Source organism: Amycolatopsis sp. NPDC089917, assembly GCF_040684635.1.
Lineage (GTDB): Bacteria > Actinomycetota > Actinomycetes > Mycobacteriales > Pseudonocardiaceae > Amycolatopsis.
The window spans coordinates 1-15,673 of sequence record NZ_JBFBGL010000048.1 but is presented as its reverse complement, the minus strand read 5'-3'; the positions used below and the strand labels follow the sequence as shown (position 1 = coordinate 15,673).

At 68.3% G+C, this 15,673-nt stretch carries 16 protein-coding genes; 9 read left to right on the top strand and 7 right to left on the bottom strand.

The window, feature by feature from the left end; genetic code table 11:
- The first annotated feature begins 135 nt into the window (after positions 1 to 135).
- From AB0N89_RS29225 to AB0N89_RS29215, 3 genes are read left to right on the top strand one after another with little or no spacing between them, the layout of a single operon-like run.
- Complete coding sequence (locus AB0N89_RS29225) at positions 136 to 1,269, top strand: hypothetical protein (RefSeq protein ID WP_364210794.1); 1,134 nt, start codon at positions 136 to 138, stop codon at positions 1,267 to 1,269.
- Between the two features lie 26 nt (positions 1,270 to 1,295).
- On the top strand, positions 1,296 to 2,483 hold the full coding sequence (locus AB0N89_RS29220; RefSeq protein ID WP_364210791.1) for an AAA family ATPase: 1,188 nt from the start codon (positions 1,296 to 1,298) through the stop codon (positions 2,481 to 2,483).
- Entirely contained in the window at positions 2,480 to 3,220 is a 741-nt protein-coding gene (locus AB0N89_RS29215) for an HNH endonuclease (protein ID WP_364210788.1), read from the top strand. The genes AB0N89_RS29220 and AB0N89_RS29215 overlap by 4 nt, the downstream gene beginning before the upstream one ends.
- Here AB0N89_RS29215 and AB0N89_RS29210 read toward each other — a convergent pair.
- On the bottom strand, positions 3,196 to 3,768 hold the full coding sequence (locus AB0N89_RS29210) for an SRPBCC family protein (RefSeq protein ID WP_364210785.1): 573 nt from the start codon (positions 3,766 to 3,768) through the stop codon (positions 3,196 to 3,198). The genes AB0N89_RS29215 and AB0N89_RS29210 overlap by 25 nt on opposite strands.
- Positions 3,769 to 3,908: 140 nt before the next feature.
- Positions 3,909 to 4,568: a hypothetical protein gene (locus AB0N89_RS29205; RefSeq protein ID WP_364210783.1), complete on the bottom strand. Its 660-nt coding sequence runs from the start codon at positions 4,566 to 4,568 to the stop codon at positions 3,909 to 3,911.
- Positions 4,569 to 4,747: 179 nt separating this feature from the next.
- Here AB0N89_RS29205 and AB0N89_RS29200 point away from each other — a divergent pair, with 179 nt between their 5' ends.
- Positions 4,748 to 5,053: a DUF6204 family protein gene (locus AB0N89_RS29200; RefSeq protein ID WP_364210780.1), complete on the top strand. Its 306-nt coding sequence runs from the start codon at positions 4,748 to 4,750 to the stop codon at positions 5,051 to 5,053.
- A gap of 1 nt (position 5,054) precedes the next feature.
- Here the strand turns inward: AB0N89_RS29200 and AB0N89_RS29195 are convergent, their stop codons facing one another.
- A complete protein-coding gene (locus tag AB0N89_RS29195) occupies positions 5,055 to 6,011 on the bottom strand; it encodes a neutral zinc metallopeptidase (protein ID WP_364210777.1) in 957 nt (318 codons plus the stop codon).
- A 159-nt stretch (positions 6,012 to 6,170) separates the two neighbouring features.
- Here AB0N89_RS29195 and AB0N89_RS29190 point away from each other — a divergent pair, with 159 nt between their 5' ends.
- Both AB0N89_RS29190 and AB0N89_RS29185 read left to right on the top strand, forming a co-directional pair.
- Positions 6,171 to 7,196: a polyprenyl synthetase family protein gene (locus AB0N89_RS29190; protein ID WP_364210916.1), complete on the top strand. Its 1,026-nt coding sequence runs from the start codon at positions 6,171 to 6,173 to the stop codon at positions 7,194 to 7,196.
- Between the two features lie 15 nt (positions 7,197 to 7,211).
- Positions 7,212 to 8,618 carry a LapA family protein gene (locus AB0N89_RS29185; RefSeq protein ID WP_364210774.1) on the top strand — a complete coding sequence of 469 codons (1,407 nt, stop codon included), beginning with the start codon at positions 7,212 to 7,214 and terminating at the stop codon, positions 8,616 to 8,618.
- A gap of 62 nt (positions 8,619 to 8,680) precedes the next feature.
- Here AB0N89_RS29185 and AB0N89_RS29180 read toward each other — a convergent pair whose 3' ends face one another.
- The 4 genes from AB0N89_RS29180 to AB0N89_RS29165 form a co-directional block, all read right to left on the bottom strand.
- Complete coding sequence (locus AB0N89_RS29180; protein WP_364210771.1) at positions 8,681 to 9,748, bottom strand: 2-oxoacid:ferredoxin oxidoreductase subunit beta; 1,068 nt, start codon at positions 9,746 to 9,748, stop codon at positions 8,681 to 8,683.
- Complete coding sequence (locus AB0N89_RS29175) at positions 9,745 to 11,652, bottom strand: 2-oxoacid:acceptor oxidoreductase subunit alpha (protein ID WP_364210769.1); 1,908 nt, start codon at positions 11,650 to 11,652, stop codon at positions 9,745 to 9,747. The genes AB0N89_RS29180 and AB0N89_RS29175 overlap by 4 nt, the downstream gene beginning before the upstream one ends.
- Before the next feature lie 289 nt (positions 11,653 to 11,941).
- The gene (locus tag AB0N89_RS29170) at positions 11,942 to 12,694 is read right to left on the bottom strand and encodes an enoyl-CoA hydratase (protein WP_364210766.1); all 753 of its coding nucleotides are present in this window, start codon (positions 12,692 to 12,694) and stop codon (positions 11,942 to 11,944) included.
- Positions 12,695 to 12,706: 12 nt separating this feature from the next.
- On the bottom strand, positions 12,707 to 13,153 hold the full coding sequence (locus AB0N89_RS29165; protein ID WP_005151923.1) for an Lrp/AsnC family transcriptional regulator: 447 nt from the start codon (positions 13,151 to 13,153) through the stop codon (positions 12,707 to 12,709).
- A 74-nt stretch (positions 13,154 to 13,227) separates the two neighbouring features.
- On the opposite strand from AB0N89_RS29165, the gene ddaH reads away from it, so the two are divergent.
- From ddaH to AB0N89_RS29150, 3 genes are all read left to right on the top strand, one after another.
- Positions 13,228 to 14,073, top strand: a complete 846-nt coding sequence (gene ddaH, locus AB0N89_RS29160) for a dimethylargininase (protein WP_364210763.1) — start codon at positions 13,228 to 13,230, stop codon at positions 14,071 to 14,073.
- A gap of 91 nt (positions 14,074 to 14,164) precedes the next feature.
- Positions 14,165 to 14,821, top strand: coding sequence for a polysaccharide deacetylase family protein (locus AB0N89_RS29155; RefSeq protein ID WP_364210760.1), 657 nt, complete (start codon positions 14,165 to 14,167; stop codon positions 14,819 to 14,821).
- A 117-nt stretch (positions 14,822 to 14,938) separates the two neighbouring features.
- The gene (locus tag AB0N89_RS29150; protein WP_364210757.1) at positions 14,939 to 15,586 is read left to right on the top strand and encodes a glycoside hydrolase family 75 protein; all 648 of its coding nucleotides are present in this window, start codon (positions 14,939 to 14,941) and stop codon (positions 15,584 to 15,586) included.
- The last annotated feature ends 87 nt before the right edge of the window (positions 15,587 to 15,673 follow it).

The window sequence follows — 15,673 nt, the reverse complement described above, 5'->3', positions numbered from 1 at the left end:
TCCGCACTGAATAGCGTCAACGAACCCGGTGACTATCCGTGAAAACCGTTCAGGTGAACGTGCCTCGGGTCGCGGGGTTCTACCTGGTAGTCGGCGCGCGGAATTCGCATACTCTGCGTAATGAAGTTCCGAAGAGTGATTCTCGGTGCGTTACTTGTCAGCCAGTTGGCGGCTTGTACGGATTCCGTCGATACGCCCCCGCCGAGACCGCAGTTTCCGAAATGGCATCCGAAACAACCGCGTCCTGCCGATCGCGACGAACAGGTCGTCGACGCCGCACTGGCCGCACTCGATTTCTGTCAGCTGATCGACCAGGCCACCTACGACCGACGGAAGGGTGGCAATCCCCGGCCCGTGACTCGTGAACCCAAGGTGAAGGACGGAAGGAAGACGTGCACGCTCTATCGAGACGGCTACGAGGCCATCGTCGACGTCCGCGACGGGGACCCGGGGCACACGGCGTTTCGGAATGATGGAGCCGTCGTCGACCTGGGCGGGGTGAAGGGCTATCAGATCGAAACCCGTCGCGAGGGCGTTGTCAGCGGCTGCGCGATCACGGTGCCGCTCAGCTTCCAACGCGCGGTCAAGTTCGAACTCGGGCTCCAGAGCCGGAGCAAGGACTGCGGACTCCTTCGCGACTTCGCCACCGCTGGTACCGCGAAGCTGCCACGAGATCTCGTTTATCCGCTCGACGGCCAAGACAACGAACGCGTCGGGGTCTGCGCGAACTGGGTCTCCACCAGCAAGGGCGAGAACTGCGATCCCGCGGTAGCCGCGCAGGTGCCCGCGGGTGCAGAGCTGATTCTCGCCGCCGGTGCCGCTGATCCGAACGTCGAATGCGCGGTGTTCCGCGACGCGGTCAAGAAGACCTTCGGGCCGGAGTTCGAGCCGATCGCCACACCGGGCTCCTGTTACTTCGTCGAGCCGAAGCATCGGCTTCAGATCGAGGCCGGGGCCACCGCCAACGGCGGCGCGCCGGGGGAGTGGCTCGCGGATCCGAACAAGACCTACAAGGACCATCACCAGACCTCGTTCAGCGGAAACCCTGGTGTCACGTTCCGTGCGAAGGACGACCGCGAATTCTCCCTCTATGTCTCCCCGCTGGGGAATCTCGACTCGCGCGGACATGTCCGGCTCACGATCACACCTGAGCGGGAGCGAGGGATCGACGATTGGGACCGCTCGAAAGCCGTCTCGACCATGGACGTCGCGCGGGCGCACGCTGTGATGGAACTCGTGATGGCGACCCACTTTCGGGTGGCGAGGTGACGTTCGCGCCGACGTAAGCTTCCTCCATGTACATCGAGCGGGTCCGGCTGGAGAACATCCGCGGCTTCAGCGGCGCCCGCGCCGTCGACCTGCGGTTACCCGGCCCTGGCTGGGTGGTGCTCGCCGGGCGCAACGGCTCGGGCAAGACCTCGCTGCTGCGCGCCATCGCGGTCGCGGCGGCGCCGGACGTGGCCTGGGGGCTGCTGTCGGACGCCGGCAGCTGGATCTCGATGGACCAGACCTCCGGGTCGATCGAGCTGTCGGTGATGCGCGAGGAGGGGCCGGCGCCGGTCGAGGTCCGCTGGCTCGACTCCGGGCTGCTGCCGATCTCCGGACTCCCGCCGGGCCAGCCGTTCTGCGCGGCCTACGGACCCTTCCGACGGCTCGCGGGCGGCAGCGGCGAGGCCGAGTCGTGGATGCGCGGCGCGGGATCACTGGCACGGATGGCCAGCCTGTTCCACGAAGACGCCTCGCTCGCCGAAGGCGTCACGTGGCTGATCAACCAGCATCTCCGTGCCCTGGAAGGAAAAGCGGGCGCTCGCGAGCTGAAGGAAACGGCGCTGGAGATCCTCGGCGACGGCCTCCTGCCCGGCGGTTACCGGATTCGGGACGTCGATTCGGACGGGCTCTGGGTCGAGTATCGCGGCGACCGGTTCCCGTTGCGCGAGATGAGCGACGGCTACCGCACGGTGACCGCGCTCGTCGTCGACCTGCTCAAGCAGCTCGACGGCGCGGGCCTCGATCACGAAAGCCCCGGCGTCGTGATCATCGACGAGGTGGACGCGCATCTCCACGTGTCGTGGCAGAAACGCATGGGGCCGTGGTTCAAGGCGCATTTCCCGCGGATCCAGTTCATCGTCACCACGCACAGTCCCTACGTCTGCCAGGCAGCCGACCCCGGCGGCCTCATCCGGCTTTCCGGGCCCGACGAGGAGGTCCCGCCGCGTGTGGTCTCCGAGGAGCTGTACGAGCGGGTCGTGTTCGGCAGCGGGGACGACGCCGTGCTCTCCGACCTCTTCGGCCTGGACACGCCTTATTCGCCGCAGGCGGTCGAACTGCGGGAACACCTCGCCGAACTCGAGTTCCAGGTGGCTTCCGGACGGGCGGACGCGAACGGCGTCCGGGAATGGGAACGCCTCCGGGGGATGCTGAGCAGTTCGCCGCCGAGCCGGGTGGACGAGGTGGCCAGGCGGTTCGAGGCCGACGATCGGTGATCGGGATCCGCCGGATCGCGCTGCCGGGGCGGGTGGTGGCCGATCTCGAAGACCTGACCGCGCGGATCCCTTCCGGTGACAGCAAAGAAGCACGCCGGCTCTGGCGAGTTTCCCGTGCTGTCCGGCGTTCTTTGCGAGCAGGCCTGGACGTCATGGCCGCGGGCCGCGGCTACTGCATGTACTGCGGCGACGGCCTCGGGTCCACTGTGGACCATTTCGAGCCGATCGCGCGGAACCCGGGGCGCGCGTTCGACTGGCTCAACCACCTGCTCGCCTGCGAGTACTGCAACAGCCACCACAAACGCGACCTGTTCCCGGTGGACGACGACGGCGACAGCCTGCTGATCGACCCGACCGTCGACGATCCGCTGGACCACCTGTTCCTGGTGCTGTCGATCGGGACCTACCGCGCGCTGACCGAAAAAGGCGAGCAGACCATCAAGGTGTGCGGCCTGAACCGCGCGCAACTGGCGCGCGGGCGGGAAACGGCGGTCAACCAGGTGAGCGCGCTCGTCACCGGGTGGTGGACCGCGCGCGAACTGGGGGACGACGCGAAACGCCGCGCGATGGCCTGGACCTTGCTCGACCAGCCGCACGCCGACGTCCTCCACGCGATGCTCCGGCAGGCGGGGATGCCCGGTGCCCGCGCCGTTTTCCGGGCCGACGACGAGCTCATCGAACTGCTTCGCGCTCCGGAACTCGCCGAAGATCTTCAGCTCTCCGGCGGCGCGGTGTAGGCGGCCAAGGTGGCGTCGGCGCGCGTGCGGGCGGTGTCCGCGGCGGTTCCGTTGGCGACGTCCGCCTCGTACCAGGCCTCGTTGCTCAGGGTCATGAACCGCACGCCGTCTTCGCTGGTCATCCAGGCCATCGCCGCTTCGGGGTCGGCGGCCTCGCCGGATTCGAGGTGCAGCGCGAGGCCGTTCAGCATCATGTCCCAGCCGATGCCGACGGCACCCGGGCCGAACTGGTTCCAATGCTCGTTGGGTACGGCGGTGTGGTCGAGTTCGAACCGTGTGCGCCCGTCGGCTTCGGGGCTCAGCCGGACCTCGATCCAGCTGACGTCGCCGCCGTACTCCCAGGTCGCGGCGAAGCTCTTCGGAGGATCGCACCGTTCGACGGTCCCGCCCGCGTTGCCTTCGAGCTGGTACCTGCCGCCGACGCGCAGGTCGCCGCTGACCGGCAGGAACCAGCGCGGGATGCGCCCGGGGTCGGTGCAGGCGTTCCAGAGATCGTCGATGCCGGTGTCGTAGACCTGGCTGACGGTCGCCGTCACCGCCTCGACCACGCGCTTGCCCAGCTTGTCACGCCGACCACCGGTGCCCTCCTCGGCTCGGCTGCCGTCAAGATATCAGCGTAGGCTTATATAAGCCAGAAGAGAAAAGGGGTGCCCGGCGCGGCGCCGGACACCCCTTTTCGGAGGACGGCTTACGGGGTGGGAGAGCAGGCCGTGCGCCCGATGACCACTTCGCCGGTGATGTTCGACGCCGGGGCGAACTTGATCCGCAGCATGGTCAGCCCGATGCTGCCGTCGCCCGGCAGCGTCTGCTCGTTGAAGATCGCTTCGGCGAGCAGGGTGCCGTTGGACTTGGTGATCGGCTTGACGTAGCCGACCGGCACCGGCGACGGCAGGGTGCCGATCCCGGTCGCGCCGCCGTAGGTCCAGGTCGCGTTCGTGTTGTTCTGGGTCGCCGTGCAGCTGACCGAGTACGACCTGATCTTGATCCGAGGGCCGCTCGCCGAGACCAGCGCCGAAAGCTCGAAGTTCTCCCCCTTGGCCTCCGACTTCGTCGTGGTCACGTCGTTCGCGGGGTCGACGACGGTGGTCGTGCACGTCGAGGTGCCGCCACCGAACGTGATCCCGGTCTTGCTCACGACCCCTGACGAGTTGCTGGTCGGTCCCTCGACCGCGCAGTCGGCGAGCGACGAGATCGAAATCGGCGCCGAACTGCCCTTGGTGAAGGCGGCGGAACCGAGCGAGGCCACGCCCGCGGGGTTCGACGCGGCGGCCGGTGCCACCCCGGCGCCGAGACCGGCCAGCAGCAGCGCGCCGACCAGGCCGGCCCGGCTTGCGATGGTGATGCGCATGGGCTTCCTCCTCACGTGACGGAGAGCGAGCCGGATCGGCCGTTCTTCCTTTGTCATCACTATCTGCGTGTCGGATTCGCCCGTTGCGCGCGTGACGGTCGTTTCACTCGACCGTGGATCATGGACACCCGTTGGATATTCGAGTTCGTATCCGGATACAGGTCTGTATATTCGAGTGCATGCCGACCTACCGCGTCCTCGTCAACGGCAAGTTCGACCACCCCGACGCCGACATCCGCGCCAAGCTCCTCGCCGAGCTGGACCGGTACCAGGCGATCGGGTTCACCGAGGACGGCCTGTTCACCTACAGCGCGCACCTCGGCTCGTTCACCTACCGCATCACGCTTCAGGGCGAAGAGGAACGCGACGTGCTCGACGAGGCCGAACTGAAGGTCATGGAGCTGCTGGACGCGAAGGGCTACCCGTACCGCGACGTCGCGGGGAAGGCGACCTGCATGGACGACATCAAGATCCGCCGCCGCTGACTCAGGAGACCTCGTTCGCCGGTGCGGCGAAGGTGTTGCACGCCGAGGTGTCCTTCGCCGCCAGGCCGCGCTTCTGCCACAACGAGGCGCTCTTCGACGAGCCGTGGGTGTCGCTGTCCTCGAACGTGCTCTGCCTGAGCTGGGTGACCAGCCCGGCGCCGATCGAGCCGCGGCCGGCGGCGTTGGCGAGGAACATCGCGCTGAAACAGTCGGCCTGGAGTTCGAGCCGCCTGCTCAGCTCCAGGATCTTCGGCTGGTCGCCGTTCGCGTCGCCGGAGAGCATGTCGTGCTTCGACAGGATCCCGGACTGCTCCTGGACGTGGTGCCCGTACTCGTGGGCGAGCAGGAACAGCTGGTCCAGGAGGTAGGGCCCGCCATCCTCGAGCTGCCTCGGCAGCGGGACGAAGATCGTCGTGCCGTCCGAGCAGTAGTACCCCGCGGCCTCGTCGGGCGGTGGCGGGGGACCGCAGGCGGTGTTCGCGACATCGTCGGCGTTGACCGAGACAGGGATCCGCGGTTCGCCCGCCTGGGTCAGTATCGGATGCCACGCCCGCTCCAGGCAGGGGATCAGCGCCAGGTAGAACGCCTCCAGCTTCTCCTTCGTGCCGCGAAGCCCGGGTAGGTCGCAGGTCACCTTCGGCATCGTCACGCCCGGAGCGACGAGCGGATTGGCCGCTGTCTCGTACTTGCGGGTCGGTACCTCCGCTTGTGACGTCGTCGGCGGCGTCACGGAGGTCACAGCCGTCGAGGACGGCGGGACGGTCGGCCGCCGGGTCTGGACGGCACCCGCTTTCGACTCTTTCAAACCGCCCACCACCAGGGCGGCCACGACCAGCATCACCGCCATGAAGGCGACGAAGAGGACGATGGTGATCCACACCGTCGAACGCTGCTCCCGGTGCTCTTCGGCGGGCGGCGCCCACGCCGGTCTGTCGCCGGAATCGTCCGGACTTTCCATGGTGTTCCCCCAGTTCGTGCCAAGGTCGGCAGGATACGCGGTGGGGGTGTCATATTCGTCACCGTTTCCCCTGGACAGCACGTCAACAGGCCTCAGTGGGTAGCCACTACGCTGGAAGCAACCCCGAACGGTGTCAAAGAGAGCGGAGCCGACGTGTCTGTGTCTTCACCTGCCCCAGGTGGTGCCATCGAGGACCTGCGCGCGTCCGTCGGGCTCCAGATCGCCGACGAGCAGCTCCTGCGCACCCTCGCGACCGGTCTCGCCGACGTCGAGACGCTCCTCCGCGATGTCGTCCGCAGTGACGTCAAGGCCGTCGAGGACGCCGCTTCGCACCTGGTCGAGGCGGGGGGCAAACGTTTCCGCCCGCTGTTCACGCTGCTGTCGTCGCAGTTCGGGCCGAAGCAGGGCGACCAGGTGGTCACCGCCGCCGCGGCCGTCGAGCTGGTGCACCTCGCGACGCTGTACCACGACGACGTGATGGACGAGGCGACGATGCGCCGCGGCGCGGAGAGCGTCAACGCCCGCTGGGACAACACCATCGCCATCCTGACCGGCGACTTCCTGTTCGCGCACGCCTCGCGGCTGGTCGCCGACCTCGGCACCGACGCGGCCCGGATCATCGCCGAGACCTTCGGTGAGCTGGTCACCGGCCAGATGCGCGAGACCGTCGGCCCGGGTGACGGCGACGACGCGGTCGAGCACTACCTCACCGTCATCGCGCAGAAGACCGGTTCGCTGATCGCCACCTCCGGCCGGTTCGGCGGGATGATGTCCGGCGCGCCCGACGACTACATCGACGCGCTCCGCCGCTTCGGCGACATCATCGGGACCGCGTTCCAGATCTCCGACGACGTCATCGACATCGCGTCCGCCTCGGACGAGCTCGGCAAGGCGCAGGGCACGGACCTTCGCGAAGGCGTCCGCACCCTTCCGATGCTGTACGCGCTGGCCGACCCGGCCACCGACCCGCGCCTGGTCGAGCTGCTGTCGGGGCCGATCTCCGACGACAAGCTCGTCGCCGAGGCCCTGGATCTGCTGCGTGCCTCGTCCGGACTCGAACGCGCACGCGAAACTCTTTCCGACTACGCTCGGCGGGCGCGTGCCGAGCTCGCGGCGCTGCCCGCGTCGCCCGCCCGGGACGCCTGCGAATCGGTCGCCGACTACCTGGTCGCACGAACGCATTGACAAAGGGCGGGTTGGATGTCCATTTTCGGACAGGTTTGGCTGTGGAGTCTGCTGGCGTTCGTCGTCGGCGCGCTGCTCACCTGGCTGGTGCTGGTGATCCCGGCGCGCAAGCGCATCCGTGAGCTGGAAAGCTCGCTGGCCACCGCGCACGCCGAGAAGTCCCGGCTGCCCGCCGGGGTGAGCCTCGGCGCCGGTGCCGCCGCCGTCGCGGGCGGGACCGCGTACCTCACGAAGCCGTCGCACGACGAGCTGGACGAGGAGTTCGCGGCCGCCGAGGAGCCGAAGCCCGCGTATCCCGATACGCTCACCGAGCACGAGCCCGCGCAGCGGCCGTGGTCGGAGCCCGTCGAGGAGCAGGCGCCGGAGCCCGTCCAGGACCTGCGTGAAGACGTCGTCGAGGAGACGGCGCCCGAGCCGGAGCCCACCGCCACGCAGATCTTCGAGCCCGCGGAACCGGCGCAGGCGCCGGAGCCCGTGGAGCCGCAGACCTTCGAGCCCGAAGACGAGTACGCGGCCGAGTACCGCACCACGCCTCAGCCGGAACCGGAGCCCGAACCCGATCCCGAGCACGCGGCCGAGCGGACGCAGTTCATCCCCGCGGCCCAGCTGGAACCGGAACCGGAGCCCGAACCTCAGCCCGAGCCGGAGAACCCGTACGCCGCCGCGGCCACCGAGTACCTCCAGCCCGCGTCGAAGCTGGACCTCGAACCGGAACCCGAGCCCGAGCCCCTGCCGATCCTGCCGGGCGACGGGCCGTACCGGTCCCGCCTGGAGATCCAGCTGGATCCCGAAGGCGCCGAGACGCAGCCGGAGCAGGAGCAGGTGTCGCTGTTCAGCCCCGCTTCGCGCGTCGAGACGGAGCAGGCGCCCGTCGAGACCAGCTGGTTCGAGCGGGAAGAACAGCTCCACGACGACCCGCCCGCGTACGCCTTCGGTTCCGACGAAGAAGCGAAGGCCGGTCTCCTCGACTCGGAGCCCGAGACGCCCGCCGAAGCCACCCAGGTGCTGCCCAAGCGCACGCCGCGGGGAGCGGTGCGCGGCGGTTTCGAGCCGCCGCAGCCGATCCAGCCGTCCATGCGGGCGATCGAACGTCGTGAGCCGGAGCTGTCCGGCGGGCAGAGCGGTTCGCTGTTCGAGCCCGCCGTCCAGCCGGGTGACGCGATGCCGGCGCCGGAGCCGCCTCCCGCACGGCAGTCCGCCGCTCCTGTCTCGGAGTCCGTTCCGCCCGGCCCGTTCGGTCCGGGTTCGGCGATGCCGCGTCCGGGCGGTGGCCGTCCCGCCGACGACTTCGCGGTCAAGGCCAGCGTGACGGCGCTGCGGTACTGCGCCGAGGACTCGCCCCAGTTCCCGAAGATGGTCGCGGAGGTCTGGTTCCGGACCGCGGCCGACGCGGAGCGCGTGGGCTTCCGCCCGTTGAGCTGAAGTACATGAAGGCCCCCTTCCTTGCGCCAGGCGCAAGGAAGGGGGCCTTCATGTACTTCTGACTAGCTGACGACGGTCCAGGTGTCCTTGCCGCGCAGCAAGCCCTGAAGGTCCGGCTTGCGGGCCGCGCGGGCCTCTTCGACCTGGGCGCGCGCCTGGTCGTCGTAGGTGGGCCGCTCGACCTGACGCAGGATGCCGGTCGGCACGTGGTTCAGGTTCTGGTCGCCGATCCGCGAAAGCGCGAACGCGTACGCCGTGTCCTCGATCGTCGGATCGTGCACGACGAGGTTCTCCTCGCCGATGTTCGCGACCTTCCCGACTTCCAGCCCGGCGAAGCCGCCGCGTGTGACGCCGTATTCGCCCTGCGGCCCGAACTTGATCGGCTCGCCGGACTTCAGCGGGATGAGCCGGGTGGCGGCCTCGTCCTTGTCCTTGAGGACGTCGAACGCGCCGTCGTTGAAGATCGGGCAGTTCTGGTAGATCTCCACCAGCGCCGACCCGCGGTGCTTCGCGGCGGCCTCCAGCACCTCGGTCAGGCCCTTGCGGTCCGAGTCGAGCGCGCGGCCCACGAACGACGCTTCGGCGCCGATCGCCAGCGAAAGCGGGTTGAACGGGGTGTCGACCGAGCCCATCGGGGTGGACTTCGTGACCATGCCCGGGCCGGACGTCGGCGAGTACTGGCCCTTGGTGAGGCCGTAGATCCGGTTGTTGAACAGCAGGATCTTGATGTTCACGTTGCGCCGCAACGCGTGGATCAGGTGGTTGCCGCCGATGGACAGCGCGTCGCCGTCACCGGTGACGACCCACACCGACAGGTCCGGTCGCGCGGTCGCGAGCCCGGTCGCGATCGACGGCGCGCGGCCGTGGATCGAGTGCATGCCGTAGGTGTTCAGGTAGTACGGGAACCGGGACGAGCACCCGATGCCCGAGATGAAGACGATGTTCTCGCGCTTGAGGCCGAGCGTCGGCAGGAACGACTGCACGGCGTTGAGCACGACGTAGTCCCCGCAGCCGGGACACCAGCGGACCTCCTGGTCCGACTTGTAGTCCTTCGCCTTCTGCGGCTCGGCCTCGCTCGGAACCAAGTCCAAGCCGCCGAGGGTGGGAATCCCCAGGTCAATCGCGGTCACTTCGCCGCCTCCGTACTGGTGATGATCTCCGTGAACACGCCTTGCAGCTCCTCCGCCTTGAAGGGCAGCCCGGCGACCTTCGTATACGACTTCACGTCCACGAGGTACTTCGCCCTCAGGAGCATCGACAGCTGGCCGAGGTTCATTTCAGGGACGACGACGGTGTCGTACGAACGGAGTACGTCACCGAGGTTGCCCGGGAACGGGTTGAGATGCCGCAGATGCGCCTGCGCGATCGGCATGCCGTCCTTGCGGACCCGGCGGCACGCGGCGCCGATCGGCCCGTAGGAGGAGCCCCAGCCGAGCGCCAGCACCCTGGCCTTGCCGCCGCTCGGATCGTCGACGACCAGGTCCGGGACGTCGATGCCGTCGATCTTGGCCTGGCGAAGGCGGACCATCTTGTCGTGGTTGTCGGGGTCGTAGGAGATGTGGCCGGTCTTGTCGGCCTTCTCCAGTCCGCCGATGCGGTGCTGGAGACCGGCCGCGCCGGGCACCGCCCACTCGCGGGCGAGGGTCTCGGGGTCGCGGACATACGGCCAGAATTCCCCGGATCCGTCCTCGGCATTCGGCTCGGTGGCGAACTCCACCCGCAGATCCGGCAGCCGGTCGACGTCCGGGATCAGCCACGGCTCGGAGCCGTTCGCGATCGCGCCGTCCGACAGCAGGAACACCGGGGTGCGGTACTTCAGCGCGATCCGGGTGGCCTCCAGCGCCGCGTCGAAGCAGTCCGCGGGGGACAGCGGCGCGACGATCGGCACCGGGGATTCGCCGTTGCGGCCGAACATGGCCTGCAGCAGGTCGGCCTGCTCGGTCTTGGTCGGCAGCCCGGTCGACGGGCCGCCGCGCTGGACGTCGACGACGACCAGCGGCAGTTCGGTCATCACCGCGAGGCCGATCGCTTCGGACTTCAGCGCGACACCGGGACCGGACGTCGAGGTGACCCCCAGCGCGCCGCCGTAGGAGGCGCCGAGCGCCGCGCCGATGCCGGCGATCTCGTCCTCGGCCTGGAAGGTGAGGATGCCGTAGTTCTTGTGCTTGGACAGCTCGTGGAGGATGTCCGACGCCGGGGTGATCGGGTACGTGCCCAGCAGGATCTGCAGGCCGGACTGCTGCCCGGCGGCGACCAGCCCGTAGGCCAGCGCGGTGTTCCCGGTGATCTGGCGATACGTGCCCTGGTTCAGCTTCGCGGGCGCGACCTCGTACGTCGTCGCGAACGACTCCGTCGTCTCGCCGTAGTTCCAGCCGGCGCGGAAGGCCAGGATGTTCGCCTCGGCGATGTCGGCCTTCTTCGCGAACTTCTCGCGCAGGAAGCGTTCCGTGCCCTCGGTCGGCCGGTGGTACATCCAGGAGAGCAGGCCGAGCGCGAACATGTTCTTCGCGCGTTCGGCGTCCTTTTTGGACAGTCCGGTCTCTTCGAGCGCGCCCCTGGTCAACGTCGACATGGCCACCCGATGCACTTGATAGGCCGAAAGGGTGTCGTCGTCGAGCGGGTCGTTCTCGAAACCGACCTTGACCAGGTTCCGCTTGGAGAACTCGTCGGTGTTGAGGATGATCGTCCCACCTGTCGGGACGTCGGCGAGGTTCGCCTTCAGCGCGGCGGGGTTCATGGCGACCAGGACGTCCGGCCGGTCGCCCGGCGTCAGGATGTCGTAGTCGGCGAAGTGCACCTGGAAGCTCGAGACGCCCGGGATGGTGCCCTGTGGCGCGCGGATCTCCGCGGGGAAGTTCGGCATGGTGGACAGGTCGTTGCCGAAGGCCGCCGCTTCCGACGTGAACCTGTCGCCCGTCAGCTGCATGCCGTCACCGGAGTCACCGGCGAACCGGATGACCACCCGGTCCAGCTTGGCGACCTCGGTGGGCCTGACGGCCGACAAGGAGCCGTTGCCGTTCGCACTCGTGCTCATAGGTCAGGGATTCCCTCTCTCCCGACGTGCGTCGTCCCCGGCCTTGCCGGAGATCGGGTGCCTCGCCCGGCGATGTCGGCCAGGTCACAGGTGCCATGTTCCGAGGTTAGTCCCCGGCACACTTCCCAGATTGCCAAAAAAATGGCCTGGACCTACTCCTCGAGTGTCCTGAGCTCGTCGCTGAGCGGGGGTTTTCCGGTTTAACTGTTACCGATGGTAACGGTTATCGATGTGCCCCGATTGTGAGGCGTATCTCGTTCCAGCGTAGTGAAGTCCGGTCGAGGAATGGTCATCGGCCGGTAATGGCCGCGCGCAGCTTGGTGAGCCGTTCGGCGAACGCGGGCCCGGTGAGCGACGCGATCTGCGGCTCGATCTCGGCGTCGACGGCGGCCGAATGGTCGGTCAGTGAAGCGGTGTGCCGGAGCGTGCGCTTCGTCGCCAGGAGGACGTCGCGCGGGGCGGCGACGGCGGGTTTCGCCAGTTCACGGGCGGCCTCGACCAGATCTCCTTCGACGAGCCGGAGCGCGAGTCCGGATTCGACGGCGGCTTCGGCGTCGACGATCTCACCGAAGAGTGTCATCGCCGCGGCCTTCTGCGGTCCGACGAGCCGCTGGATCATCCACGTCATCCCGCCGCCGGGATGGATGCCGAGATCGAGAAATCTGGCCACGAACTTCGCCTTCGATCCCACGATGCGGACGTCCGCGGCGAGCGCGAGGTTCAAACCGGCGCCGACGGCGGCACCGCCTACCGCCGCGATCGTCGGCAGGGAACAGTGCGCCACCGAGAGAAATCCGGCATAGATCGCGCGGAGGCCCTCCTCCCGGGCGTCGGCGAGCGTGTCCAGGTCCGCGCCCGCGCAAAAGGCCGGGGGAGCGCCGGTGATGACCAAGGCGTGGACACTCTCGTCGGCCTCGGCACGCGCGACGGCCTCGGCCAGCTGCGCGGACAGATCGAGCGTCAGGGCGTTGCGGGTCGCGGGGGCGTCGATGGTGAGCACGGCGACGCCGCCGTCGTGGCTGGAGCGGATCTGATCGGTCACCGATCGAGGGTGTCACGCTTCGGGTGTCGGTGGGCGCTCCAGCAACCGGGAAAGGACGACGGTGGAGACCGTGCGGTCGACGATCTCCAGTCCTCGCAGCCGCTCCAGCGCGGTCTCCAGGTGATGGATGTCCGAAGCGCGCAGGTGGACGATCGCGTCGGCCGCGCCGGACACCGTGTAGGCCGCGACGACCTCCGGCAGCGGTTCCAGCCGGGCGCGGATCCGGGCCGGGGTGATGTTGCCGTTGCAGGTCATCTCGACGAACGCCTCGGTGCCCCAGCCCAGCGCCTCGGGATCCACGACCGCGGTGAACCCGCGCAGGACCCCGGTTTCCAGCAGCCGGTCGACCCGTCGTTTCACCGCGGGCGCGGACAGGCCGACCACTTTGCCGATGTCGGCGTAGCTGGACCTCGCATTGGCCATCAGGCATGAAACGATTCGCTGGTCGATGGTGTTCACACGCAATGTTTAGCAGGTATGTGCGCAGCGAACAGCGATTGATTGCGGAATTAGGTGAGCCTTACTCTTCGGGTATGCCGGAACTGGAGCAGCAGCCCCGTGTACCCACGACGCGCCGCTACCTCATGTGCCCGCCGCGGTACTTCGCGGTGGATTACGTCATCAACCCGTGGATGGACCCGTCCGTCCCGGTCAGCGTCGACACCGCGATGGCGCAATGGACCGAACTCCGTGACACCTACCGACGCCTCGGCCACACGGTCGAGGAGATCGACGCCCAGCCCGGTCTGCCCGACATGGTGTTCGCGGCGAACTCCGGCACGGTCGTCGACGGCCGCGTCCTCGGCTCGCGGTTCCGTGCCCCGCAGCGCACCGCCGAGGCCGAGCACTTCCGCCGCTGGTTCGTCGAGCACGGTTACCGCGACATCACCATGCCCGAGAAGATCAACGAGGCCGAAGGCGACTTCGCCTGGACCGGCAGGATCCTGCTGGCGGGCACCGGCTTCCGGACCGACCCGGCCGCGCACGCCGAGGCGCAGGAGGTCCTCGGTGTCCCGGTCGTCTCGCTGCGGCTGATCGACCCGAGCTACTACCACCTCGACACCGCGCTGTTCGTGCTCGCCGAGGCCACCGACGCCACGCCCGCCCAGATCGCCTACTACCCGGAGGCCTTCTCCGCCGGGTCGCGGAAGGTGCTGGAGAGGATGTTCCCGGACGCGGTAATCGCGGACCGGGCCGACGCGGAGTGCTTTGGGCTGAACGGGGTCTCCGACGGCCGCAACGTCGTCCTGCCGGTCGAGGCGACCGGGTTGGCGGCGCGGCTGACCGATCGCGGCTACGAGGTCGTCTTCGTGGACATTTCCGAGCTCAGGAAGGCCGGCGGCGGCCCGAAGTGCTGCACCCTGGAGATCCGCAAGTAATCCGTTCGTGGACACTTCGCTGGAGTGTGTAACTACTCCATTCGCCAACTCGATTAATCGGGAAATACAGTCGGTCCCGAATGAGGCGCGGATGGTGATCCTGGCGATTGGCGGCGTGGGCAAGCCCGTGCGCGCGCTCGATCCAGGCGAGAACGAGACATGGGTGACGGTCGACCAGTTCGAGCGCGTGCTCGACACGGTGGCCGGACGCGACGACGTCGGACTCACCTTCGACGACGGCAACGTCTCGGACGTTGAGATCGCGCTCCCCAAGCTGGTGGAGCGCGATCTCACGGCGGAGTTCTTCCCGCTGGCGGGCCGGATCGGCCAGCGGGGCTTCGTCGACGCCGACGACCTGCGGGGCCTGACCGAGGCGGGGATGTCGATCGGCTCGCACGGCTGGGAGCACCGGGACTGGCGGCGTCTCGACGACAGGCACGTCCGGCGCGAACTCGAAGCCGCGCCGAAGCTGCTCGCCGACCTGAGCGGGAAGCCCGTACGCGCGTACGCGCCGCCGTTCGGCGCCTACGACCGGCGCGTGCTCAGCAGGCTCCGGCGTTCCGGTGCGACGCGGGTCTACACGACCGAAGGCGGCGCGGTGCCGCGCGACAGCTGGCTGCGGCCGCGCACCGAGGTGCGGCACGACGTCGACCAGGAGTGGATCGACAGCGTGCTCGGTGAGCGGGATGGCCTGTACCGCCGAGCGGGACGGATGATGGCGCGCGTCGCCAGGCTTGCCCGCTTTTGACCGGTTTTCTTTCCATGGTTGGAAAACAACCCCCCGCCGGGTCTTGAGTTGCCCCGAGCCCGGCTGCATCCTGAGCACCCTCGGTAAAGAAGTCTTATTAACTAAGGGGTGCACGGTATGCGGAAGTTGCTCCTGTTCTCGGCGATGGTGGTGGCCGCAGGACTGGCCCCCGCGGCGATGGCCTCGGCGGCCCCTTCGATACAGGCGGGTCCGACCGCGCAGCAGTTGCTGGCGAAGACCGCCAGCTGCAACCAGATCTCGAACGGCAAGTACAAGACCGACGAGGAGACCGGCCGGACCATCGCGGTCTGCGACGCCGGAAGCGCCGTGTTCTGGAAGGCCGACATGGACGTCGACTGCGACGGGCAGCCGACCCCGCGGTGCAACAAGAACACCGACCCGTGGTTCCAGGACGGCACCGCGTACCCGCGCTCCGACGGCAAGGCGCTGATCGCCGACCAGACGCCCTACATCGTCGTGCCGAGCATCAGCAGCACGTGGAACTTCGAGAAGTCCGGCCTCAAGGGCGCCGGCTCGTGCGCGGTGATCTACAACAACAAGGTGCTCTATACCGTCATCGGTGACACCGGCCCGAAGGACATCATCGGCGAGGCGTCCTACGCGACCGCGAAGTCGCTGGGCATCAACCCGGACCCGGCGAACGGCGGCGTCGACTCGGGCGTGACCTACATCTGCTTCAAGAACTCGAAGGTTTCGCCGACCGAGGATCATGGGAAGGCGACTTCGGTGGGCGAGGGCTGGTGAGCTCCCCGGCCTGGGCACGTCATCTGCGGACCCTCGCCGCCTCGCTGCGGGAGCGCCGCGACGTCGCCGTCTCGGCGCTGCGGGAGT